The sequence below is a fragment of the Tautonia marina genome, from assembly GCF_009177065.1.
GTDB lineage: Bacteria > Planctomycetota > Planctomycetia > Isosphaerales > Isosphaeraceae > Tautonia > Tautonia marina.
The window spans coordinates 156914-181697 of record NZ_WEZF01000010.1; the positions used below are offsets into that span (position 1 = coordinate 156914).

Sequence of the window (24784 nt, forward strand, 5' to 3'; positions counted from 1 at the left end):
CGTCGTTGTGTGCGGCTCAGCTTCGAAGTGAACCCGGTCTGGTCCGATCAGGGACCGAGGCCACCGTGCGTCCGGAAGGGCGTCATGTGCGACGGCTGGTCAAGAAACCAGAACCGTTCCCACTCATCGCCAATTTGCCTCAGGTTTTCCGAGTCGACGAGCAATTGCTCGACTCGCCTGGGCGGATAGGCCGCGTAGCGCGGCAGGGGGACGGGCGCACAACCCTCGCTTGTGACGAGGACCGCCCCCAGCAGGGCCAGGGCCAAATACGGTTTCCGCATGAGAGATACCTCCCGCCTCCGTTCGGGATCGACCGGACCGGGGCGATCCTCCTGCACCCGGTTCGTACCGCGTGGCACGAACCGAGCCGGTCCGGTGGGGGCGTTCCGAAATCGGGACGCGACCCGGCTGGAGCCGGTCTCGCCCATCGCGACGCACGCCCACCGCCCGATGGGCGTCCTTGTCCGACTCGACCCGGTCCGGTTGCCGCGAATCGCTCAGCGCTTCGCGTCGACCCCGGCGGATGAAGACACCCGAGGGGTTCCCGAGCCCGGATCGACAGACCCGTCACCTTCAAAATCGGAATCTCCGTCCTCTTTCTCCAGCGGAAGTTTCGAAGGGTCCATCTTGCGGACCAATTCTTCCATTTCCTTGCCCGGTTTGAACGTCACGACATTCTTGGCCGGAACGGAAACCTTGTCTCCGGTTCGGGGGTTGCGCGCTTTGCGGGGAGCGCGTCGTTTGACCTCGAAGACGCCGAAGTTGCGAAGCTCGATCCGACCCTCCTCGACCAAGGTCTTGATGATCTCATCCAGCGTTCGCTGAACGATTTCTTTCGTCTTGAGCTGCGTCAGCCCGATCTCCTCGGAGATCTTCTTCACGATCTCTTTCTTCGTCACGATGGCGGTCTCCAGCGGGAGCAGCTCGGCCCGGTCCCAAGGGGGACGTTCGGCTCAACTTTATTGGTCACTTGGACTAATGTCAAGCGCTTCCCAGACGGGAACCGCATCAGGGCGGTCAGCCTTTGCCTCGGAGTCCCCGTGATCCGCGACCTCAATACGTCGTCGTCCCGAGGACACGGCAGCGTGGAGGTGATGATGCAGGCTCGCATAATTCCAGGGAAGGCCGAGGGTCTCGACCAGGAGCCGGATGCGAGCCAGAAATCGCTCGGTCAAGAGTTCCGCGTGTCCGTCATAATTCGGATCGCAGAAATAAACACGACAGCCCAGCGGCCGAGCCTCTCGAGCACCGCAGCGACCGTGTTCATCCTGCCACGGACAGGTAGCACCATCGTCAAGCGGCCGGCTCGGGGGTGGTGCGTCCGCGAGGAGTACCGTGGCCTCGACTTCAGAAACGTACAGCCTGTGACCGTACTCCTGGAACCGGCAGCAGCGGCCGCTGAGCAAACAAACCGGCCCGAGCGCGGCGATCTCGGAATCGAGTTCGGCATAGAGCGCGTTGAGCGGTTCCCGAACCTGGTCGGGATCGATCCACGGGTCAGATTCGGCGCGGGGGACCGCGTGCGTGCTCATGAAATCGTCCGCGATGCGGCGGCCTCGATCTCCTCGACGCTGTACCATTGCCCCTGACCGGATCCGGGACAGGTTCGACGGACCTCGTCCCAATCCTGGGGGCTTTCGAGGTTCTCTGTCCAGAACGGCCAGGTTCGGCACTGAATCGGCCGAGCCTCGTAGACCGTGCAACCGGCGGCGCGGTCCCAGAAGATGCAATCGCCGTTGGGGCGTTCGATCAGGCTGTAGCGCCGGCCAACCTGTCGGACGTACTGCTGCCCGAACTGTTCGACCGAAAGCCCGGTGCGCTCGGCCAGTCGCTCGATTTCTTCGACGCTCACCCAGACATAGCCCGGTGCTCCCGTACAGCAATTGCCACACTGGGTGCAGGTGAACCGCAAGCCGTCTCGGTACCAGGGTGCGCCGGTTTCAGAGTTCATGATCGGGCTGGAAAGGTGCGCGGCGATGGGGCGTTTTCAGACGGTACGTTCAGCGATCCGAGCATATCAACCGCTCGGTCCCGGCTCAAGTCCGATCATCACAAGTCGCCAATTCGGAGCAGTTTGCGTACGGGAGCGTCTTTCCCAGGTTGCCCGATCAACGCTCTCGCTTCCCCTCACGACGCCGATGCGCCGCTGACGTTCTCTCCGGAAAGCTCCCGGATCACCCGACACGGATTGCCCGCCGCGAGGACGTTCGGGGGCACATCCTTCGTCACAATGCTCCCTGCGCCGATCGTCGAACCGTCTCCGATGGTCACACCCGGGCAGATGATCGCTCCACCCCCGACCCAGACATCGCTACCGATGGTCACCGGATACGCCATCTCCGGCCCCTTGCGTCGCTCGACCGCCGAAACGGGGTGGGTTGCCGTATACACCTGCACGGCGGGGCCGAACATCGTCCGGGCTCCGACTCGGATCCAGTTGCAGTCAAGAAAGATGCAGTGGAAATTCAGATAGACACCCTCTCCCAGTTCAATGAACTCTCCATAGTCGCACGAAAAGGGGGGCTCGATCACCACCCCGCTGCCGACGGTTCCGATCAGCCGCCTCAGAAGTTGCTCCCGCTTCCCCTCCTCGTCAGGCCCCGAAGCGTTGTATTCCGCCATCAGAACCCGTGCTCGCCGCCGAGCGGCGACAAGCTCGGGATCGAACCCCAGATACAGATCGCCCGCAAGCATTTTGTCGCGTTCCGTGCGGTTCGGTTCCAAGCGAGTCCTCCAAACGAAGAAAAAAAAGGATCGGTTCAACCCAGGGCCTACCGAAATCGCGGCCAATGGGTCATCGGGCCGATCCGTCGCGAGGATCGCGGCCCCTGCTGAACCAGCCGAAGCTCGCCACTCCGCAGAGCATCACGAACGTACCTCCCGCGACAAGCAGAATGAGCGTTCCGACCAGGGGCCAGACCTGAAAGAGTGTTCCCGGATATAGAAACACTCCCAGCCCGATGACCGCGAGGCTCATGGGCGGCAGGAAGAGCGCAAGCAGCACGAGCCGGTGTCCGGAAGCGAGAGCAAATCCTGTTCCCAGCCATCCCAGCACAATCGCATAGGCAACGATCAGAACGAGATCGGCAAAACCCCGTCCTCCCCAGGCGCACCAGGAGAGGAACCCCGGGATGACGAAGGTTCCGGCGAGTGCTCCCATCACCGCGAGCGGTCTTCGGTAAACGAAGGCCGACGCTCGGCTCATCGGATCAACCCTCACCTTAATGCTTGCTTATCCGCCGATTGAGTGCATCAAGCGCTCGGGCTTGATGAAATTCGCCGCATTGATTTGATGACCTTCCCACTTGGCGGCCACACTGTCTCGAAGGGCTTGGGCAAGCAGCTCGTCCGAGGCTCCTCCTCGGATCAAGGCGCGGATGTCCGTTTCATCGAGGGCGAACAGGCAGTTCCGCAGCTTCCCGTCGGCCGTGATCCGGACACGGTTGCAACTGCCGCAAAAGGGGCGGCTCACGGAGGCAATCAATCCGACGCGACCACCGCCATCGTCGTAATCGTAGTCAACCGCCGGGGCTCTCGGATCCTGGTCTGGAGCGGGGGCGAGGGGACCAAAGGCATGTGAGAGCAGATCCAGAATCTCGGACGCGTAGAGGACCTTGTCCCGCTCCCAGGCGTTGCCGGCATCGAGGGGCATGTATTCGATGAACCGGAGTTCCAGGCCGTGCTCGCGGGCAAATCGTCCCAGAGGAACGACATCCTCGTCCGTCTCTCCCCTGATTGCCACGGCGTTGACCTTCACGGGGTCGAACCCGGCCTCCTTGGCGGCGAGGATTCCTTCGATGACCTTCTCAAAGCCGGGACGCCGGGTGAGCCGCTCGAAGCGATCGGGGTCCATCGTGTCGAGGCTGACGTTGATCCGTCGCAGGCCCGCGTCATAGAGGGTCTGGGCCATTGGGGCGAGGAGAATCCCGTTCGTGGTCAGGCCGACATCAATAATGCCGGGAATCCGGGCCAGTTTTTCGATCAGGACGGGCAAGTCCCGACGCACGAGGGGCTCGCCGCCGGTCAGGCGAAGCTTGGTAATGCCAAGCGTCGTCGCGACCCGGACGAAGCGTTCGATCTCCTCGAAGCTGAGCAACTCGTTCCGCGGAAGGAACTGAACCTGATCGGGCATACAGTAGGTGCAGCGAATATTACAACGGTCGGTGACACTGATCCGAAGATTGTTGTGAAGCCGTCCGAAGCGGTCGATGAGCCGATCGGTTCCCATGACGTCGAACTCGCTGTTCGGGCTGCAGTCGTGACTGTTCGATCGAGCCTACCTGATCTCCGCCGGAAATTCACGAACCCGTCCGACCGGTTTCGGGACCGAGCCCCGGATGGACCCACTCTTCCGTGCCATCGGCCCATGTTTCTTTCTTCCAGATCGGCACAACCTCTTTGATGGTATCCATCAGCCACTGGCAGGCCTCGAACGCCGCCTTTCGATGGGGGGCACTGACGGCGACCACCACGCTGATCTCACCCAGTTCGAGGCGGCCGACCCGATGAACCACCGCCACTTCGATGAGATCCCAGCGTCGTTTGGCCTGCGCTTCCAGGTCGCCGAGGGTCCGCTCGGCCATTCCCGGATAGGCTTCGTAGTCGAGGTGGTCCGTGGTCCGATCGCCGGTGAGTTCTCGGGTCGTTCCCAGGAAGCTACAAACGGCCCCTGCTCGGGTCGAACGGACCCGCTCGGTGACGGCGGCGTGATCGATCGGTTGGTCAGTAATGGCGATCATGAGACTTCACGGCGTTGGCAAAGGTGCGGACGAGGAGACAAAGGGCCGGAGACGGAGTTTTTGATTCAGGGCGTTGCCACCGTCTGCCTCCCGGACACAGGTGATCCACCGCTGACCGGGGGAATCAGAGCAATCTCGTTGCCCTCGGTCACCGTCGCGTCATCACCAACATACTCGTTCTCAACCGCCACCATCATGGCGGGTAAGAGCATCGCAAGATCCGGGTATTGCTCGGCCGTGGCTTGCCTCAGGTCACCGACGGTGGCCGGGTCGTCGAGCGTGACGACAATCTCGGGAGCGCCGACCCGCTGGCGAGCGACGGCGAAGAGGCGGATCGTCACGGTCACGGTGTCGACTCCGGTGGTTCGATCGACCAGGGGTCGGATCGGGCGAATCTCTTGCCGCCCCGATTCCAAGATCGCTAGTCTGAACCGTTTCCGGGTCAGGTTCAATCGCCCTTCGGGAGTTGCGGACGGATGATGCAGCGGATCGGGCGAGCGGACCGAGCCGAGTTCGAAACGGAACACGCCATTTTGGTCCGAGGGGCACGGGTTCACAATCTGCGTGATCTCGATGTCGACTTGCCCCGCGACCGGCTCGTCGTGCTAACCGGCGTCTCGGGATCGGGCAAGAGTTCGCTGGCCTTCGACACCCTGCACGCCGAAGGGCAACGGCGCTACATTGAAGGGCTCTCAGCCTATGCCCGGCAGTTCCTCGAACAGCTCGAACCGCCCGACGTCGATCTGATCGACGGCTTGCCGCCGACCGTTGCCATCGACCAGAAATCCGGAGCCGCCAGCCCCCGAAGCACCGTCGCCACCATCACCGAGATCCACGACTACCTGCGTCTCCTTTACGCTCGAGCCGGAACCCCCCACTGCCCAAACTGCGGTGAGACGATTCGATCCCAGACGGCCGAGCAGATGGTCAGCTCGGCGCTTGGGCTCGGAGAAGGGCGAAAGGTCATCGTGCTGGCCCCCATTGTCCGAGGCCGCAAGGGCCAGCACCTCGACGCCTTCCGAGCGATTCGCCGCGCCGGCCTGATCCGGGCTCGCGTCAACGGGGAGACGTTGGAACTGACCGACGAGCCTCCGAAGCTCGCCAAAACGAAGACACACGACATCGAAGCTGTGGTCGATCGCCTGGTCGTCCGCGAAGGGATCCGGGCTCGCCTTGCCGACAGTATCGACCTGGCCCTTTCACTCGGCGACGGATCGTTGATTCTGATGATCCAGCAAGATGACGGCTCGTGGATCGATCGTTCCCTGAGTACCCGTCTTGCCTGTCCTCGATGTGACCTGGGCTTGCCGGAAATCGAACCCCGAACCTTGAGTTTCAACAGCCCCTATGGTGCCTGTCCCTCCTGCGAAGGACTCGGAACCGTCTCGGCGTTCGACCCTGAACTGGTTGTTCCGGATCGGTCCCGGTCCCTCGCTGGGGGAGCCATCGCGGCCTGGGAGGCCTTGCCGCCGAAATCTCGCGCCGAAGTCCAGGGGGATGAGCGGCTTCTCGCATTCTTGAGTCACCATTCGTTGACCGTCGAAACCCCACTTGCCTCCTGGCCGGCTCGCAGTCTTCGAGGGTTGTTCGAGGGAGGCCCAACCGGCAAGGGGAAGCCGTCCTTTGGTGGCATTCTGGTGGAATTGCAAGCCGTCTACGATGCGATCAACGAGCGCCGACGAGACGCGCTGAACGCCTTTCGATCCGAACTCCCCTGCCCCGCCTGCCAGGGAGCCAGGCTCCGCCCCGAGGCTCGTGCCGTCACGCTCGACGGCACCCCAATTCACAAGCTCACCGCCCTGACGGCCGACCACTGCCGGACCTTCCTCCAGTCGCTTCGGTTCAAACCGCCGCTCGACCGCGTCGGGCCGCCGTTAATCGCCGAAGTGGTGAACCGACTGACGTTTCTGGAACGGGTCGGACTCGACTATTTGACACTCGATCGACCTGCCGACACCCTCTCGGGTGGCGAGTTGCAACGGGTTCGGCTGGCGACTCAGATCGGCTCGGGACTCGTCGGAGTCTGTTACGTCCTCGACGAGCCCACTGCCGGACTCCATCCGAGAGACACCGAGCGCTTGATTCGGAGCCTGATCGACCTGCGCGATCGGGGGAACACGGTCCTCGTTGTCGAACACGACGAATCCATGATCCGGGCCGCCAATTGGCTGGTCGATCTCGGCCCCGGTGCCGGGCCCGAAGGAGGGTCGATCGTGGCCCAGGGCCCCCCCGAAGCTCTGGTCGAATCGGCTCCTGGAGCGTCGGTCACGCTGCCCTATCTGACCGGGGCGGTTTCCCCTGCTCTGTCGTCCGGGGACCGGCTCTCACGGAGCCCTGGATCCATCTCGATCCTGGGAGCAACTGAACACAACCTGAAGTCCATTGATGTCGAGATTCCGACGGGAACCCTGGCCTGCGTCTCCGGTGTCAGCGGTTCCGGCAAGAGTACGCTCGTGCTGGAGATCCTTGCGAACGCCGTTCGGAGAACCCTGGAACAGACCGGCCCCAAACCCGGAGCCCATCGGGCGATGACCGGCCTCGAACACATCGACAAGCTTATTGTCATCGACCAGTCCCCGATCGGTCGCACACCACGATCGACCCCCGCCACGTACACCGGCCTGTTCGACGACATCCGCCGTGTGTACGCAACCACTCGGGAGGCTCGGGTCCGAGGCTATGGTCCTGGCCGATTCAGCTTCAACGTCAAGGGAGGGCGGTGCGGGGTGTGTGAGGGCCAGGGAGTTCGTCGCGTCGAGATGACCTTCCTGCCCGATCTCGACATCCCCTGCGAATCGTGCCGGGGCCTTCGCTTCGATCGGGCCACGCTCGAATGCCGATACAAAGGAAAATCGATCGGCGAAGTGCTCTTGATGCGAGTGGATGAAGCCCGCGATCTGTTCGACAACGTTCCCCGCGTGGCCCGAGGGCTCGATTCCCTGCACGAGGCCGGCCTCGGCTATGTGACGCTGGGACAGTCGAGTACCACCCTCTCGGGAGGAGAGGCGCAACGGGTGAAGCTCGCCGCCGAGCTAGGTCGGGTCGCCACGGGTCGGACCCTCTACATCCTGGACGAACCGACCACTGGCCTGCATTTCGCCGATGTGGCCAACTTGCTCCGCTTGCTCAACCGCCTGGCCGACCTGGGCAACACGGTGGTTGTGATCGAGCATAACCCGGAAGTGCTTCGCGCCGCGGACTGGCTCATCGACCTCGGCCCCGATGCCGGAGAGAATGGGGGCACCGTGGTCGCCATGAGCCCCCCCCAGGCGGTCGCCGCTGCCGGAATCGGCCACACGAGCCGATCCCTCTGACCAGCTTCTCTGCCGAATGCGAGGAGGGCTCACCAGGCTTCACCCCTTCCATTCCTTCATGACAATTCGGGAACCGCTCGATGACGATTCTCGTCCCGTTGACCTTCGGCTCGATTCTGACCCTTCTCTCGTCGCTGCCTCAGGACACCCCGAGCGCGCTGGAGAACAATCCGGAGGGCTGGACCGATTTGCTCGCCGGTGCCGGCCCCGATCTGAATGGCTGGACCCGCCTTCCGATTCCTCCGGAGGGGAACCTTGACCCTGAAACCCAGTGGGTGCTCGATCCGGACACCGGCATTCTTGTCTGCACCGGAGACAAGGGCCATGAATGGCTTCGATGGGACAAGCCCTGCACCGACGGCATCTTCCACGTGGAGTGGCGTTTCGTGCCCGTGACCGAAGGGCCAGACCGCTACAATTCCGGCGTCTACGTCCGCAACTCCGACGACGGAAGCCTCTGGCACCAGGCCCAAACCGGGGGAGCGTCCGGCGGCTTCCTGTTCGCGCAAACGCTCGTCGATGGTCAGGTGCAACGCGTCTCGACCCGCGACGAGATGACCGAGCAGCGGGTCAAACCCGCCGGAGAATGGAATGTCTATGAGGTCACCTTCGACGGACCTCGGATCGCCCTCTGGGTCAACGGAGCCATCACGTCGGAGTGGGATGCCTGTGAGGTTCGCTCCGGCCACGTCGGTTTGGAAGCAGAGGGCTATCGGATCGAGTTCCGTCGCGTGTTGTTGAAGTCCCGATAACGGCTCATCGCCGGAATCGGGCCGATTCGGTTCCGCTACGGCGATCGCTCTGGACTTGGTCCTTGAGCCAACAAAACACACACGGCCACTCCCCGACCGCTCTTCCGGATCGGCCGGGGGGTGTGTCGTGTGCGAGGAGTACCGATCAATGGAGCGGGGTGCTAGCAACAGCCGCTCCGATCGTCACGATGGGCCAGGGCGCTAGCAGCAGCCGGCCCATACCTTGAACACCGAAATCCGTCGACTCCCGCGACAAGCGTTTCGACCCACGTTGCAAAAACGCCTCATGGGGCCGTCCGACCAGGAGGTTCCGATCCGCGCAGGTTCGCACAAACTCCCATATTCGCCAGGAGTTACGTCGATCGGGAAACTCCTCACGTCACGGGACGCATCCCGAGCGATCAGCTCGAGAATCGGTGAACCCGCCACCTGTCAGAACGGGCTTCCGCAAAGGACGCGGGTGCTGGCGTAGGGGGTGAATTCGCCGGTCCGAATGATTCCCTTGGCTTCGAGCCCTTTTTCCTTGAACTCGTGGTGCGGTTCCTCATCGACGTCGATGTCGTTTCCCAGAACCTCAAGAATTTGCTGATACATCTCAGGGCTGTAGTCGTGAATCTCCGACGGCACCGTCACCGCCTCGATCACCAGTTCCTCGGCGATCGCTTTCAGCACATCGAGGAACCGGGGAATGCCGGGGGTCAGGGTCAGGTCAATGACATGACCGTCCGGCGGCAGCGGGTATCCGGCGTCGACGATCAGCAACTCGTCGAGGTGGCCCAATTCGGCCAGTAACGAGCAGATCGCCGGATTGAGGATGCCGCGCTTCTTCATCGATCTCGATTCCTCGTCTCTCGCACAATTGCAAGCACCCGGACCAGGCGCAGGAAGGTGGGGCGCGAGGGTCCGTTCCATGTTCCCCTTGAGTCTAACGGGTTCTGGACCGTTTCTCCATCCTCGACCGACGGCCCCAGCGATCCTCGCTTCTCGACCGCTGAACCGGGTTATCTCAGTTTGAACGGCCCCAGAAAGAATCCATACATTTATGCATGCTACCGCATTCTCGACTCTCGAACGGCGCTCGACCAGGAACCCTTGCTTAACCGCTTAACCCTTGCGTTTCCGTTCGTCTTGCTGTCTAATTCGCAATGGGTCGAAGTTGAGGCACATGTTACACATATCCTCTCTCTCGTTTTCCAGTCGAGGCCAGGGGAGCGAGCTTTTTTATCGTCTGGCAATCGTGGTAACGCGATGCGACCTTTCGAGATACGGCGCGATCAGACGGAACGTCGGTCGACCCTCCCATCTGATCGATTCGTTGCTCCTGACGGCCTTTCTCCACAAGAGCAAGGGAATCGGCCATGATCCATGGGTTTCGTAAGCGTTCGAATTCGGGCGGCTTCACTCTGATCGAACTCCTGGTCGTTATCGCCATTATTGGCGTCCTGATTGCACTCCTCTTGCCGGCGGTTCAGTCGGCTCGTGAAGCGGCCCGCCGCGCCCAGTGCACCAACAATCTCAAACAGCTCGCCCTCGCGGCGCACAACTACCATGACCAGGTGGGCAAGTTCCCGACCGGCATGTACTTGCACCCGGTCTTCGGACCGACGACCGGCCTGGCCTGGAATAATTCAAGCTGGCTCGTGTTGCTGCTCCCGCAGATGGAACAGCAGCCGATCTACAACTCGGTCAACTTCAGCATCATGTGGGGTGAGAACCTCGGTGGCGGTTGGCGCTGGAATCCCATCTACCTGGGCCAGCAAAACTCCACGGTTCGGGTCACCGTGATCAACTCACTGATCTGCCCCAGCGACGACAGCGAGAACATCGACACGACCAATGCGGACGAGATCTGGAACTCCCCGGCCGCCGGGACCTCTTATGTCGGCAACATGGGTGACAACTGCCTGGCCTGCGCTGGTGGCCTGGGCGACCCGCGCAATGGCCAGTTGATCCTCTGCAGCGATACCGGCCGGCTCTGCCGGCTGCCCCAACTGGGCCATAACCGGCTCTCCGGCGAGCAGCAGCAGAACGGGACGACCGCCGGCAGCGGCATCTTCTGGGCCTGGGGGGCGAACGTCGGGATCGAGAGCGTTCGCGACGGCACCTCCAACACCTTCCTTGCCGGTGAGCAGATTCGCCGTGTGACGCGCTGGAACTCCTGGGTCCATGCCAACCAATCGGTTGGCTCAACCGCCGTGCCGCTCAACTATCGACAGGTCGGCTCCAACGGCGTCTGGCCTCAGGTCGACAACTGGACCCGGCAAATCAGTTTCCGAAGCTTCCACCCCGGTGGAGCGAACTTCGCCATGGCCGACGGTTCGGTGAAGTTCATCAAGGAAACGATTAATTTCAATATCTACCAGGCACTGAGTACCCGTTCACAGGGCGAGATCATCTCGGCCGATTCCTACTAAGTGGCCTTCTCGGTGTGAAACCGAGCCAAGCAAGCGAAGGACTTGACGCCATTGGGTCGGTCCTTTCTGGAATCTTGTGGCAGATTCCACCCTGGTCCTAGATTCATGAGGGCCAGGGTGGTTTCGTAAATCTCCTGGGAGGCGATTGCTCGTGAATGCGTTCACGTTCGGACAACCGCGTGTTGCAAGTGGTGCTGTCTTCCTTGCTCTGATGCTTCTGACCGCAGGTTGTGGAAGCAGTGGACCAGAAATGGCCCGGGTCTCAGGCACGGTCACGTATCAAGGCCAGCCGCTGGAAACAGGGACCATCTCGTTCATCTCTACTGATCCGGCCCGACCAAATGCCAACGGTACGCTCGGCCCGGGAGGAACGTATGAACTCCAAACCCGAGAACCCTCCGACGGTGCCGAACTTGGCGAATACCAGATCGCAATCTCCGACATCGACCCCGACGCCATGAACTCGGCATTACCCGGAGAACCCCTCGAACTAACCTCAAAAATTCCCGAGAAGTATCAGAACCCGGCCACTTCAGGACTCACCCGCACCGTGGAACGGGGCAGCAATACCTTCGACTTCGAACTCGACTGAGTCCTTGGCCCTTGAACCTCCTGGCAACGAATCCCTTTGCCCTTGTGGCCCTCAAACCCCTGGGACTCTCTTCCGACTTCGCTGCTCAGCCGATTTTTCGCTCGAACGGGACGCCTCCGTTTCTCTACGATAATCTGAGACAGGTTCTCGTCGAGGCGTCTCGAATCCCCTCGCCCGCAGACTGCGTACTGAGGTACGACGGTGAAGAATTTTCTCCGAATCGGCAACGGCCTGCTCGTCGCCCTCATTCTGGGACTTGGCGGCCAATGTCCCGTTCAAGCCCAGGCAGACCACGCCCATTCTGCCGAGACCGCATTCTCGAAATCCATCCGCCCGATCATTGAAGGCAAGTGTCTGAAGTGCCACGGGCTGGGCAAGTATCGGGGTGGCTTCTCGATGGAAAATCGCGAGGCGATCCTCCAGGGAGGCGAGGGAGGCCCAGCCGCAATCCCGGGAGACCCGGAGAACAGCGAGCTGATCTACCGGATCACCTCCGACGACGAACTCGACCGGATGCCCGCCAACGGCGACCCCCTCTCGGATGAGGAAGTCGCCCTGCTCCGCGACTGGATCGAGCAAGGCCTCCCCTGGCCCGCCGATCTGGATCTCGGATTCCGACGGGCTGCGCTCGCTCCCAGGACGCCCGAAATCCCTCCCGCCTCCGAAGCGGTCGCGTCGGACCACCCCATCGACCGCTTTATCGCCCAGCACCTGGCCGACCGGGGAGAAGCGATTGACTGGCAACCGGTCGACGACCGAACCTTCTACCGCCGCGTTTCCCTCGACCTGGTCGGCCTGGTTCCCGATCCGGACGACCTCGACGCGTTCGAGCAAGATCGGCGCCCCGACAAGCGGGAGCGGCTCGTCGAACGGCTGCTCGACGACCGCCGCGCCTACGCCGATCACTGGCTGACCTATTGGAACGACTTGCTCCGCAACGAATACCGGGGAACCGGCTTCATCGACGACGGCCGCTCGACCATCACCGAATGGCTCTATCGGTCCCTCTACGAGAATCTCCCTTACGACCAGTTCACCCACCAGCTTGTGAGCCCGGTTCCGGGTTCCGAAGGCTTTACCAAGGGGATTATCTGGCGAGGGGTCGTCAACGCTAGTCAGGCCCCTCCGGTGCAGGCGGCGCAGAACGTCTCTCAGGTCTTTCTCGGCACGAACATCAAGTGCGCCAGCTGTCACGACAGCTTCGTGAACCACTGGAAACTCGACGAGGCGTATGCCCTGGCCGCGGTCTTCACCGAGGAGTCGCTGGAGATCCACCGCTGTGATCGTCCGGTAGGTCGGCTCGCCGAACCGGGCTTCATCTATCCGGAACTCGGGACGATCGACCCGAACGCCCCCCGAAGCGACCGGATGAAGCAGCTGGCCGACCTCTTGGTCTTGCCCGAGAACGGGCGATTCGCCCGAACCATCGTCAATCGACTCTGGGACCAATTGATGGGCCGAGGGCTCGTCGAACCGCTTGATGACCTCGACCAGGAACCCTGGAGCCAGGATCTGCTCGACTGGTTGGCCTCGGATTTTGTCCGAAACGGCCACGACCTGAAACAGACAATGGCCCTGATTGCGACCTCTCGGGCCTATCAACTCGCCGCGGCTCAACAGGATGAGGCTCCCGAATCCGAAAGGGCATTCACGTTCCGGGGTCCTCTGGTCAAGCGCATGACTGCCGAGGAGTTCCTCGACGCCTTCTCGACCATCACCGGCACCTGGCCTGACGCCTCGGGAGAGATGCTCAAGGTCGATGGCCGCGGTCAAGGAGGACAGCTCCAGGCCGTTCGCGCCGCGATTGCCAGGGCTCAAGGAGCAGACGCACCCTCTGCCCCTGTCGCTCCTCAAATCCAGGCAAACTGGATCTGGCACCACGATCAGCCCTTGAATGACCCCGGCGGGACGATCTTCCTTCGAAAGGTCATCCAACTGGACGAGCTTCCCGAACGAGCCCTCATCGCCGGCACCTGCGACAACGAGTTGGTCCTCTACGTCAATGGCCAGCGGGTCGCTCACGGAGACGACTGGAGCCGCCCGGTCGCCGCCGACATCAGCAGCTTGCTCCGACCGGGCGAGAACGTGATCGCCGCCGAGGCCACCAACTGGCCCGACCCCGAGCGGGGTCGAGGCGTCCGCAAGGCGACTGGTCCCAATCCGGCGGCATTTCTCGCCTGGGTCGGTGGCTTCAACGGGTCTGACCTGATCTGGGCAATGGGCTCCGATGGATCCTGGCTCTGGTCGCAGTCCGACGAGGGAGCGTGGACCGAGCCCGGATTCGACGATTCCTCCTGGAACCATGCCGTCGTGTTGCCCTTGGCGCGACGGACGTACCCGGGGATCGACCTCTCGGCCACCCTGTTGGAAACGAGCCCCGAACGAAACGAACCCATTCGGGCCGTCTTGACGTTTAACGACCCGCTGCTTGCCGCGCTCGGCCGTCCCAACCGAGAGCAGGTCGTCACCCGTCGCGACTCACTCGCCTCGACCATTCAGGCCCTCGAAATGACCAACGGCGAAACGCTTGCGATTCGTCTCTCCGAAGGAGCGCAAGCCGTCTTTGATCGCCTCGACGGCGATCCCGACGCCATCGTCCAGGCCCTGTTCCGCCGATCATTTGGTCGGCCGCCGACGGCCGAGGAGGAGGAGATCGCCCAACAGCTGCTCGGGCCGTCTCCGACCGCCGAAGGAGTGGAAGACCTGCTCTGGGCCATCCTGATGTTGCCGGAATTTCAACTGATTCCTTGATCCCAACGCATTCCAAGCCTCCGGAATTGAGACGCTGGGGATATTGCTCATGGTTTCCGACCGTTCCCGACGCGACTTCCTGAAGACCGCCAGTGCTGCAACCCTCGCCTCCCTGGCCGCCCAACGTCCCAGAACCGTGCTCGGTCAGGACGAGCTGGAGACGGCCCGACAACAGGCGAAGGCCGACGCGGTGATCGTCCTCTGGATGGGTGGCGGCATGGCCCATGCCGAAACCTTCGATCCCAAACGCTACACCCCCTTCCGTCCCGGCATGAAGGCCGACGACGTCGAAAGCACCTTTCCCAGCGTGCCGACGGTCGTCGACGGCCTTTCCTTCAGTGCGGGGTTGGAGCGCATCGGCCGGGTCATGGATCGCGGCACCCTGATCAAGACTCACATTGCGGCCGACCTCGGCGCGATCCTGCATTCCAGGCACCAGTACCACTGGCACACCGGCTACGAACCTCCGGTGAGTGTCGCGGCCCCTCACCTCGGGGCCTGGATTGCCCACGCGCTCGGCCCGAACAACCCGGCTGTCCCGGCGTATATCGACATCGGCCAGCGTTACGAGGGCAATGGCGAGGCCGAGGAACTCAAGGCCTTCCAGACCGGAGGGGTTCTTGGCACCGAATTCGGTCCGTTTCGGGTTCCCAATCCGACCGATGCCGTCGCCAGCGTCCGCCCACCGGCCGGGATGACGGAAGAACGCTTCCGAAACCGATACGCCGCGTATCAAAAATTGCTGGCGGCCAGCCCCAGCCGCTCCTTCGGCGCCGACGTGCAGAAGGAGTCGCTGCTGCGATCGCTCGAAAACGCCGACCGTCTGCTCACGTCCGAGGCTTCGCTCGCGTTCGACCTCTCCACCGAGCCGCCGTCGTCGTACGACACCTACAACACCGGTCGCTTCGGGCTCGGTTGCCTGCTGGCCCGCCGATTGATCGAGGTCGGGGCCCGTTACGTCGAGGTCACAAGCGAATACATTCCGTTCCTCAACTGGGACACGCACGACAACGGCCACACGCGGGCCGCCGAGATGAAACAACAGATCGATGCTCCCATCGCCCAACTTGTGCTCGACCTGGAAGAACGCGGATTGCTGGACCGAACCCTCATCGTGCTTGCCAGCGAGTTCAGCCGATCCGTTCTGGTCGAGGGGAAAGCCGACAAGCTCGTGCCGAATCAGGTTGAACAGCCCAACGTGATCAACGAACTGGCCCACTTCGGACACCACCGGCACTTCACCGGCGCCGGCTCGGTCCTGCTCTTTGGTGGTGGGGTCAAGCAAGGCCATGTCCACGGGGAGACCTCCGAAGAGAAACCGTATACCTCGATCACTCCACCGGTCACCGTGACCGATCTCCATGCCACCATCTGCCACCTGCTCGGAATCTCTCCCCGGTACGGAATCATCACGGAGGAACGCCCGTTCTACGTGACCCAGGACGGTCTCGGAAAACCGGTGCTTGATCTGATTGCCTGAGATTCCCCTTCGCGAATTTCGGGGATCACGCAGCCCCGCGTCGGTGAGTTGCCACGCGGGGTTGGTTTCCCCAAACACCACGCCAGGACACCGCCGGAACAATGGCGTAGACTCGACCGAGTGCTGACGTCCCATGTGGAGGCGGAGGCGGATCGGAGGAGTGCCCGCCTCGGAGGGAAATGCATGGCCGTTGATCGCTCAAGTCGATGGCGAAGGGGACCGCTCGCCGTCCTGCTGCTGGGAATGCTGGTTGCGCCGGCTCCAGGAATTCAGGACGAGACCCCCAGGCCGGCCACGTCACTCGATGATCCAAGGCTCGTGCGACTTCGACAGGCCGCGGCGGTCTGGGAATTGAGGACCGGCCCACGACGCGAGGTGGTCGACGTTGTCTGCCTCGTCCCTAACACGGCCACCTTTTTCAAGGTGCTTGGCACCTGGGACAGCGACCACTGGTTCCCGATCCTGATCGAGGACGTGGAGTACACGTCCAAGTTCCTTCGCGCCTTTCGTCCCGCTCAAATCGTTCGCGTTCCGGATTCGGCCAGGCCTGTCGAAGGAGAGGACTTGTGGTCCGCCGCCACCAAGGCCGTCGGCCGAGCCTGGACGTCCGGGAACGATCGAGATGCTCCCGACGGCGACCAGCCACCGACCGGAATTCGACGACCACCGCCAGGGGTGGTTCTCTCCAATCCTGCGTCCCGATCACTCCCGGGCGCGGCCGCTCTGGCTGCTGGCCGGTTCCAACCCTTGATTCGCTGGGACGCGGAGGGCCAATTCGACACGATGCTCTCGAACACCGATGCGCAGGCACTCGCTCGAGAGCTTCAAGCGACCGTAGGCCGGGTCGTTCCCTCATATCAACGGCTTGGAGACGATTGCGACTTTCTCACACTGGCGCTAAAGATTCCCTACCGATACGAAGGCAAAGGGGTCACGGCCAAGGGCGGGCCGGCTGCGTTCGACGACCTGATCGGACGCCATCTTGATGTCGCTCAGCCCGACCAAGTTCGGATTCGATGGGCGTTTGCGGGCCGTTTGCTCGGCGATGAGGTCCGCTCGGTCTACGCCGCCATGTGCAGCCTGTTCCTCCAACCCGATCGAGCAACGCTGATCAATAGCTACAACACCACCGGAAGCCCCTTCGGCGATTACCAGCACGGCCCGGCCGCCGATCGCTTGAAAGCGTTGATGCCGGTGACGCAACGGAACCAGAATCAGACCGGTCTGAGGGGATGGCACACGGTGTTTGATCCGGTGAATCGATCCAGCCTGGTGCTGATCAATTCCTCTGGTGGTTCCCGCGAGTACAAGCTCGGTCGATCCCAGACGGGATGGACCTGGGACGTTCCCCTGACCGAACCCGCGATCGTCTACAAGGTCCACAGCTTCTCGGCTGCCAATCCGACGGATTCCAACACCATCGCCGGACGATGGCTGGCCAACGGGGCATTCCTCTACTTCGGTTCCGCGCACGAGCCCTACCTGCAATCATTTCGGACGCCGGAGCTGCTGGTCGATCTCATGGTCCGCGGGCTTCCGCTCGGTGCGGCCGTGCGGATGTTGCCCGAGGAATTACCACCCTTCGGCAATTGCTGGCGATTGGCGTACCTGGGCGATCCCCTGTTCCGATTCGACCCGAACCCGCCTGCCCCTCGTCTCGACCAATGGGCTCCGTTGGCCGAGTGGCCCGTCTACGGACGCCCCAGCGCTCCCTCAGCGCCTGACGATCCGCTCGCCGTGCTGAGCTGGGTGGTTCAACTCGCACTCGACGCGGCCCGACACGGTGAGCCGACCCCCGACGATGCCATCACCGCCCTCTTATCCTTCGATCGATCTCGGTTCAACGGCCCACTGCGAGACGTTCGAGACATGCTGATCGCCGATTCCCTGGCTCAGCAGAATCGGTTTGAGGACCTGCGAAACGAGTTCGGCCGATGGCCGAGGGCTTCCCTTGGTCCTTCCGCGAAGCGCTGGCTCGAATCGGCTCGGGTGCGCTTGCTGCAACGAGCCCTGGACGACGACGACTGGGCGGAAGCCACGTCAATCTGGACCGAGATCGTCCGCTCGGAACCTTCGGTCGAACTGCTTCGCTCCCTCTCGCTCCGGGTTCGGCCTTCAACGGAGCAGGCCGATCGGGTTGCGAAGTGGAGACGACTCCTTCAGTCGGCGAAACAAACGCTCAAACGGAACAACCTGGTCAAGGTGATCGACCAGGAGCAGGCACACCTGGACAGGAAGACCGATTGATCCGGTCAGGGTCCCCCAAAGAGGGGAGCCGCCTGTCCCCGCCGCCCGAGGCCCGCGAACCCAGACACGAGCTGGGGCATGGCCGCCAGGTGAAGATGAATGAGACTGCCGATCGCATTACGGCGGAAACAGACATCGTGCTCGGCGGTCAGGTATCCGGAGCGAGCGGAGCAGTCATCCGGTTCAGGAGCCGGCAACAATTCCCAGCGATTGGAATGATATCCACGCAGGATTGTACCAGCCTCACCGAGCAGGCCCGAGCGGATCAAGGTCCGCGAAACCGGGGCGGGAGGCTCTGGATTCGGCAAGAGCGCCGCGTCGAAGGGGAAGACCCCCACTCCGGGCACGGTTCGATCTCCAAGCCGCATCAGGCGGCCAAGATACGCGCAACCGCCACCTTCCGCGAACAGCGGTCGGCCGCGACAAACCCAGGCCCGAAGCGCGGCGATCAAGCAGGCGTTGGCCGAAAGCTCCTCGGCAAAACGGTCTGGGAAGCCGCAGCCGATCATGACGAGATCAACCCCAGGCGGCAAATCTCCGTCGGAAAGCGGAGAAAACTCGACGAGTTCCGCCCCGAGGGCTTCGAGCGTTTCCAGCGTATCGGGAAAGTAATCGCCGAAGGCGTCATCGTGGGCATACGCCACCTTGAACCTTGGCCCGGTGGGCACCAGGGCGTCGGCGTCGAAGGGTGGTGGCAGGGGTCGCGAGCAGGCCAGTTCTCTGAGGGCGTCGAGGTCTGAGAACTGACGAAACTCAGAGACCAGGGATGCGACGAGGCCAGGGTCGAGGGGACAATCTCGGGGAGCATCTCGAAGGGCGTTCCTCACCTCGGGAAGGGCCGGTAAGACACCCAGGACCGGACGACCGAGGACCAGCTCGACCATGCGACGCATGTCGAAATACTCACGACGGTCACACACACCGTCAAGAAGCACCGCCTCGACTCGGGGAGGGAGGTACGGCAGGTGGAACCGCTTGAGCCAGTCACACGAGATCGCGGCAACAATGGGAGCGTCAAGGGCTTCGGCCAGGGGCATCAAGGCCCCGGGGCGACCACAGGTTGAGGTGCAAGACTCTTCGTAGCTCGACGTGGTCAGCGGTTTGGGGATCGTCTCAATCGTCCCCTCGATGATGGCAAGATCTGCCGAGCGGCTCCCGCGAGCAAAGACCGAGCGACAGACCTCGGGAGGCATCAGCCAGGCATCAAGATGTCGGCCAGGGAGCCCTGTTAAGGCCCCGATCGCCCGGGTGCCGATGGGACACGCCCACGAGCGAAAATGCTGAACCCGTAATCCCTGTTCGGCCATCGCGGCCAGCAACGCGATCCCGACTGCGGCGGGATCGGGACCGGAACCGGGGATTGCCAGCGCCAATCGAGTCATCAATGGACTCATCATGAACACCGAAGGCATCGTCGAGATTGGGTTGCCATTGTAGCAGGCACTCCCGCTCGGAAGCCTAGGGGGGGATCAAACGCCTCGGTCAAACCAAGAAATCAACCGGATCCTTCTCAACAAGCCACCCGGCCATTTCCAATCATAGAATGATCCACGACCCGGTCAAGATCGCCGCGAATCGCTGCCCTTACCGCGACCGCCCGATTCGTCCGATCCCTTCGATCGTATCTGCCTGAGGGTCAGGAGCGTTCGAGGCGTGTTCCCGCGAAGGGGGGATTGCCCCTGGCGGTTGCAGGGGAAACTGGGGTACTGCCGCTGATCGAGGTTGGGGGGATTGATCGTCATAAAACGCTTCGCAAAGGGCTCCCAGGACGCGCGAGGCAGAGAGGTTCGTCACCCCTCGCTCCGCAGTCTCTCCCGAGGTCGGCACATGATTTACGAAAACCGCGAAGGCCAGGTCGCGGCCCGAGGCGGTTTCCAGATAACCCGCCAGCCCCTTGCTGAGCAGAAACGGCTTGCCGGTGGTTTCATCGACCGTCCAGGCCGTTCCAGCATGAGCACGCCCATGCCCCCGAGCGGGGCTCTCGGCCGCCACAATGTCGAGCGCCGTACCCTCACGGCCAATGACCGGCAAAGCCGTTTCAAATGCCTGAGCAGCAGGACGCCCCTGCATGGCCCTGAGCAGCGCCACCACCGCTCGGGGAGAAACCCGATCCGTTCGATGAGTTCCTATTCCCGAAGACAGGCTGATGCCTTCTCCCGGCAAACCCAGCTGCTGGAAGATGGTTCCCTGACGACGCAAGCCATTCGTCAGCGAACGAGGTTCATCGGCCGATGAGAGCAACAGGGGAAGGAGCGCGGCATGTGCATGGTGGCCTACCTTGAGCGTGACCCGGACATACTCTCGAAGCGGCGGAGACATATAGAGAGCCACCCTCGGCAGCGAATCGACCTCGACTCGGGTCGGCAGGCGATCCGAAGGGTTGTCTCCCAGGGGAGAGGCCTCAACGCGCACACCTCGGCCTCGAAGTTGCTCGATCAAGGCCGCTCGAGCAAAATCAGCCGGATGCTCAACCTCGTACACCTGGACGATCGGCGGATGACCGACTGGGACCTGTCCCCGGATCGAAAAACGCCTCGTCCCTTCGCGACGAAGCTCAATTCGAGGGGCCTCCCCTTCGACGACGGTGTCAACGCGGGCCTCGGTGGCATAATAGCGTGAGGGTGGCACCGTGTTAATTTCTGCCGGCATCCCCGGTTCGGATGCAGGAGTGATGACCACATCAATCAGGTTGTCGTTCACCGCGATACTTGAGACCTTCGACGGCGCCCCACCTTCAACCGGGGTTTCCGGAAACAGCCGATCATCGATGATGACCTCACCGGTCACTGCCACGATTCCGGCCGCCTTGACCTCTCGGGCCAGGTGGTCGAGCCCGGCAAGCGGGTCGGCCTCGACGAGCATGGCCCCCTGGGTCGTGCCGGCCCGGGTATGGTCCACGTCTCGATAGAGAAGCGATCCGTCTCGAGGGCTCGTTCGTCCCCCCAGGCTCGGATCCCCCACGGCGACGAGGATCAAGTCGCCGTCCAGGGTGCCGTCTGGACCGACTTCGCCAAGGCGGTGAATGGGGGTCTGGAATCGGTAATCCCCCCCCAGTCCTTCCAGAACCGCCGCGGACGCGAACAACTGGCCGACTTCAGCCGGAATGAACAGATGATCCGCCTGGTGCTCGAAGACAACCTCGCCTGAAGCGCGATCGACGACCAGGACTCCCCAATGGCCAATCTCGAACCCCGGCGTTGCCAGGATTTTCCGGACCCGATCCGCCGTTGCATCCGGCCCGGCCATGACCGGAGTCGCCAGGAGCAACGCGATCCAGGCTCCCCACGCCCCGCGATTGCGTCGCATGTCGTCTCCTCCCTGGGTCGGATTCCCCGGTCCCTGCGTGGTTCTAGACACACACCGGCCGCGACGCCCACTTGGCGAGAATTGGATCGCAGCACGGTTTCCTCGCGTCCTGTCGCCCTCATCTTACCCGCATGAGCAATCCCGGGGAGGCCGATCCCGGCCCGATTTTCCGGTCTGGTGACCAGACCCGCCTCCGACCGAGTGCCTTCGAACGCGAGAGTCCCCCAAGGGGATGTAGGGCGAATCAGAAGCGGTTTCCTTCGCTTCGATACAACCCCCGGATGTAGGCCGATTTACCAATATACGTCGGCGAACCAAGCAGGAACTGCACAATGTCCGTTTCCGTCGCTCCCGCCTGCATCGCCCCCACGAGTGCCTGAATCAACGCCGGATCGGGATTGTTCGGCGGACTTCCGGGCGACTCGATCGGAACGCGAAGAACCCCCTTGTCCTCCGCGGGGATGTAGCGAATCAGGTGCGTGACGACGACCTTCTCGAAACCGATCGCGCTGAACAGGAGGTTTCTCGCGAGTCCGGAACGGGTCTGCCGCCCCTGGTTCAGGACCGCGACCTCGCTTTCCAGGACGGACCGAGGAACCGGATCGACACCGTAAAGGTCACGGAAGACCGCCCGGACGAAGCCGGTATTGGTCCCACCATGACGTGCGAAGTACTCCGGCGAGGTGATCAGGAGAAGCTTCAGCTCTTCTCGGCTGGAGTAGTTCACCAGTGACGCGATGGTCGCGGCGTCGGGTTCTCGACCGAGCAAGGCCCGAAATTGATCCCGGACAAACAACGTTCGGGCTTCGGCGCTGTTGACGATCGTGGCGATGAACTGCTGGGGCGTGATTTTCCCAGAGGTAAACCCGCGAATCCAGTTGGCAACCTCGGCAGGACTTGCCTCTCGCATCAAGACGTCACCGTAGACCGAGCGAACCAGGCCGGCGGGGACCGAGGTCCGTTCGTAACGGCCGCCGCTGGCAATCAGGCCGGCCCGGATCTGTTCCTCTCGACGACCTCCCTGACGATCCATCAAGACGGCCGCAACCCCGGCCTCGTCGAACGGAGCGTCAGGGAACTCGGTTCGGTAGGCGATGACCGTGGGGGCAGCGATCTCGAGCAGAACGAACTCCTCGGATCGAAGCAGCATCCGGGCGATTTCCGGCAACGGGACATACCCTTTCTGGACAACCGGTTCGAGGATTCCCACCTCCCGAGCGGTGATTGACCTGCGAAGGATGGTCTCGTAGAACCGACCGAGAATTCCGGCAATCGAACCATCGGTCTTGGCAAGCGACTCGTCCGAAAGGAGCAACGATCGCGCGAGTTCTTCCGCTCGATCCTGGGCCAACCGCTCCTGCCCCTCGGCCAGTTCCTCGGGACTGGGAGATCGCTGAAGGTAGCTCTGATATAGCTGCCGAATCACGACCGAACGGGCCTCGGCCGTCAATGCGACGGTTTCGGCCAGGGTTTTCGGTGTCCAGATGTTGGCCTGAATGAGGCCGGGGAAGAAGGACAGATCCGAGGCGCTTGCCTCTCGCCCCAGAAGCGCTCGGAATGTCGCCCGGACATACCGTTCCAGAAACGCCGGGCTGTATGTCATCGCCTGACCGCTTGGGGTCTTGCGGTGCATGGGCCAGGGAGGCGTGAGGGAACTCTCAGGAAGCTGGTACACGCCCAGCATGCTCGGGGGGTTCGGATCGCCGTAGACATGAGTGACGGTCGCAAGTTCCAGCCCACCTGAGCCGTCAATTTGCCCAATCGCCGCGGCGTTGGGATGACCGCCGGGGATGCCGTTGCGACCCCGAGGGGCCTGAAGCGTCCAGAGCCGCTCTCCCGATCGGTCGATTGCGACAAGATACTGATTGGTCGCCACAAGAATGTCTGCGGCACCATCGCCATTGACATCGGCGATGATGGGAGAGGTGAAGGTATCGACCAGGAACCCTTCCGGCGGGGCAATCCGTCGTCCTCCTTCAAACCCCGGGAGGGGTTGGCCGTTAGGCTGAATCACATGCATGAACCCAGCGAAATCAACGGCCACCACTTCGAGCTGACCATCCCCCGTCAGATCGGCCACGGCGGGCGAGCCATACACCTGACGATTGGCCGACCCGTCACTCCAGGTCCGGTACGGCCAGCCGGGAACGACCTGACCTCGATGGTCGTAGGCAAGTACCTGGTTGGCAAACTCGCGGGCCTCGGCCTTGCGAGGCGGAGTCAACACGTCATCGACCGGCGCGACCATCGAGAAGTGCAGGCCCGTTCCGACAACGATCTCAAGGAAGCCATCGCCGTTGAGATCCGCCAGGACCGGAGACGACCAGATGACCTCCTGAGTCGGAATGCGGAACTTGGCCGAACCGTTCGCGTTGAGGATATTGACGAACCCACCGGCTGAAAAATACGGGTTGTCACTGATGTCGGACCCGAAGACGACCTCCGCGCGGCCATCGCGATCGATATCGCCGATCACGGCGCCGGAGATGATTGTATCGTCGTTTCGGAATCTCCAAAGCAGCGAACCATCTTGTCGGAAGGCGCTCACATCTCCGAAGTAGGAGATTGCGATGATCTCCGCGGCTCCGTCCCCGGTGAGATCCCCGGAGGTCAGTGGAGAGGTTACGCCACCGACCCCCGCCTGCTGGGGCCACCCGGGAAGCAACTGCCCCGTCGCGGCATCCCAGGCATAAACTCTCCCGTCTTCCTGAGAACCGGGATTCGAAAACTCATCCCGGCTGAGCCCCGCCACGATCATCTTCGAACCATTGCGACGCGTCACGACGATTGGTGTCGACTTCACATCCGTGGTGGCGCCGGTTTCGTATCGCTGAAACTCATGAAGCCGGCCGTCGCTGCCCGTCGTATACGCGATCAATCGACCTCCAGCGGCGGACGTCAGGATCTCGTCTCGGCCATCATTGTTCAGGTCCGCAACCACGGGAGAGCCGACAAACGGCGTGTTTTGCCATGCCCCACCCTGGGGAATCTCCAGAGGACTTCCCGGGAAGGCAGACGGGAGCGCGGAACTGAGGACAAGTCGAGACTCCAGAGCCTCAAGCAACAGGCGGCGACGCTGGCGATGCTTGATCATGATTGACCTGTCCCCGAGGACGCTCGGTTGGAAAGAATTGCACGAACCGCTGAACAAAACCGTTCAACTCTAGTTGGCGATCGCCGCATCAACAA

Annotated in this window: 20 protein-coding genes; 7 read left to right on the forward strand and 13 right to left on the reverse strand. The window is 62.5% G+C overall.

Annotation, left to right across the window (positions count from 1 at the left end; all coding sequences use genetic code 11):
* Window positions 1–47 precede the first annotated feature (47 nt).
* The 9 genes from GA615_RS13890 to GA615_RS13930 all read right to left on the reverse strand — a co-directional run bounded on the left by GA615_RS13890 (window position 48) and on the right by GA615_RS13930 (window position 5086).
* Window positions 48–281, reverse strand: coding sequence for a hypothetical protein (locus GA615_RS13890; RefSeq protein WP_152051901.1), 234 nt, complete (start codon window positions 279–281; stop codon window positions 48–50).
* Window positions 282–497: 216 nt separating this feature from the next.
* Window positions 498–899, reverse strand: a complete 402-nt coding sequence (locus tag GA615_RS13895; RefSeq protein ID WP_152051902.1) for an HU family DNA-binding protein — start codon at window positions 897–899, stop codon at window positions 498–500.
* Between the two features lie 60 nt (window positions 900–959).
* The gene (locus GA615_RS13900; protein WP_201750189.1) at window positions 960–1532 is read right to left on the reverse strand and encodes a hypothetical protein; all 573 of its coding nucleotides are present in this window, start codon (window positions 1530–1532) and stop codon (window positions 960–962) included.
* Complete coding sequence (locus GA615_RS13905; RefSeq protein WP_152051903.1) at window positions 1529–1951, reverse strand: YkgJ family cysteine cluster protein; 423 nt, start codon at window positions 1949–1951, stop codon at window positions 1529–1531. Before GA615_RS13905 ends, GA615_RS13900 begins: the two co-directional genes overlap by 4 nt.
* Window positions 1952–2127: 176 nt before the next feature.
* Window positions 2128–2694, reverse strand: a complete 567-nt coding sequence (locus GA615_RS28580; RefSeq protein WP_152051904.1) for a sugar O-acetyltransferase — start codon at window positions 2692–2694, stop codon at window positions 2128–2130.
* A 100-nt stretch (window positions 2695–2794) separates the two neighbouring features.
* Window positions 2795–3205 carry a hypothetical protein gene (locus tag GA615_RS13915; RefSeq protein WP_152051905.1) on the reverse strand — a complete coding sequence of 137 codons (411 nt, stop codon included), beginning with the start codon at window positions 3203–3205 and terminating at the stop codon, window positions 2795–2797.
* 27 nt (window positions 3206–3232) lie between these two features.
* Entirely contained in the window at window positions 3233–4228 is a 996-nt protein-coding gene (gene moaA, locus GA615_RS13920; protein ID WP_152051906.1) for a GTP 3',8-cyclase MoaA, read from the reverse strand.
* Between the two features lie 70 nt (window positions 4229–4298).
* Complete coding sequence (locus GA615_RS13925) at window positions 4299–4739, reverse strand: molybdenum cofactor biosynthesis protein MoaE (protein WP_152051907.1); 441 nt, start codon at window positions 4737–4739, stop codon at window positions 4299–4301.
* A gap of 65 nt (window positions 4740–4804) precedes the next feature.
* Window positions 4805–5086 carry a MoaD/ThiS family protein gene (locus GA615_RS13930; RefSeq protein ID WP_152051908.1) on the reverse strand — a complete coding sequence of 94 codons (282 nt, stop codon included), beginning with the start codon at window positions 5084–5086 and terminating at the stop codon, window positions 4805–4807.
* 129 nt (window positions 5087–5215) lie between these two features.
* Between GA615_RS13930 and uvrA the strand changes: the two genes are divergently transcribed.
* Window positions 5216–8053, forward strand: coding sequence for an excinuclease ABC subunit UvrA (gene uvrA, locus GA615_RS13935; RefSeq protein WP_235905420.1), 2838 nt, complete (start codon window positions 5216–5218; stop codon window positions 8051–8053).
* 80 nt (window positions 8054–8133) lie between these two features.
* The gene (locus tag GA615_RS13940) at window positions 8134–8805 is read left to right on the forward strand and encodes a 3-keto-disaccharide hydrolase (protein ID WP_152051909.1); all 672 of its coding nucleotides are present in this window, start codon (window positions 8134–8136) and stop codon (window positions 8803–8805) included.
* Between the two features lie 432 nt (window positions 8806–9237).
* Here GA615_RS13940 and rbsD read toward each other — a convergent pair whose 3' ends face one another.
* A complete protein-coding gene (gene rbsD, locus GA615_RS13945; RefSeq protein WP_152051910.1) occupies window positions 9238–9636 on the reverse strand; it encodes a D-ribose pyranase in 399 nt (132 codons plus the stop codon).
* A gap of 527 nt (window positions 9637–10163) precedes the next feature.
* Here rbsD and GA615_RS13950 point away from each other — a divergent pair.
* The 5 genes from GA615_RS13950 to GA615_RS13970 all read left to right on the forward strand — a co-directional run bounded on the left by GA615_RS13950 (window position 10164) and on the right by GA615_RS13970 (window position 18289).
* Entirely contained in the window at window positions 10164–11219 is a 1056-nt protein-coding gene (locus GA615_RS13950) for a DUF1559 domain-containing protein (protein WP_152051911.1), read from the forward strand.
* 250 nt (window positions 11220–11469) lie between these two features.
* Window positions 11470–11811: a hypothetical protein gene (locus tag GA615_RS13955; RefSeq protein ID WP_152051912.1), complete on the forward strand. Its 342-nt coding sequence runs from the start codon at window positions 11470–11472 to the stop codon at window positions 11809–11811.
* A 201-nt stretch (window positions 11812–12012) separates the two neighbouring features.
* Window positions 12013–14562: a DUF1549 domain-containing protein gene (locus tag GA615_RS13960; RefSeq protein WP_152051913.1), complete on the forward strand. Its 2550-nt coding sequence runs from the start codon at window positions 12013–12015 to the stop codon at window positions 14560–14562.
* A gap of 49 nt (window positions 14563–14611) precedes the next feature.
* Complete coding sequence (locus tag GA615_RS13965; RefSeq protein WP_152051914.1) at window positions 14612–16042, forward strand: DUF1501 domain-containing protein; 1431 nt, start codon at window positions 14612–14614, stop codon at window positions 16040–16042.
* 183 nt (window positions 16043–16225) lie between these two features.
* Window positions 16226–18289: a hypothetical protein gene (locus GA615_RS13970; protein ID WP_152051915.1), complete on the forward strand. Its 2064-nt coding sequence runs from the start codon at window positions 16226–16228 to the stop codon at window positions 18287–18289.
* A gap of 5 nt (window positions 18290–18294) precedes the next feature.
* Here the strand turns inward: GA615_RS13970 and GA615_RS13975 are convergent, their stop codons facing one another.
* The 3 genes from GA615_RS13975 to GA615_RS13985 form a co-directional block, all read right to left on the reverse strand.
* Window positions 18295–19671 (reverse strand): cobyrinic acid a,c-diamide synthase, encoded by a 1377-nt coding sequence (locus tag GA615_RS13975; protein ID WP_152051916.1) that lies wholly within the window; start codon window positions 19669–19671, stop codon window positions 18295–18297.
* Between the two features lie 202 nt (window positions 19672–19873).
* Window positions 19874–21595: a D-alanyl-D-alanine carboxypeptidase/D-alanyl-D-alanine endopeptidase gene (gene dacB / locus GA615_RS13980; protein WP_152051917.1), complete on the reverse strand. Its 1722-nt coding sequence runs from the start codon at window positions 21593–21595 to the stop codon at window positions 19874–19876.
* A 244-nt stretch (window positions 21596–21839) separates the two neighbouring features.
* Entirely contained in the window at window positions 21840–24689 is a 2850-nt protein-coding gene (locus tag GA615_RS13985; RefSeq protein ID WP_152051918.1) for a hypothetical protein, read from the reverse strand.
* Between the last annotated feature and the right edge of the window lie 95 nt (window positions 24690–24784).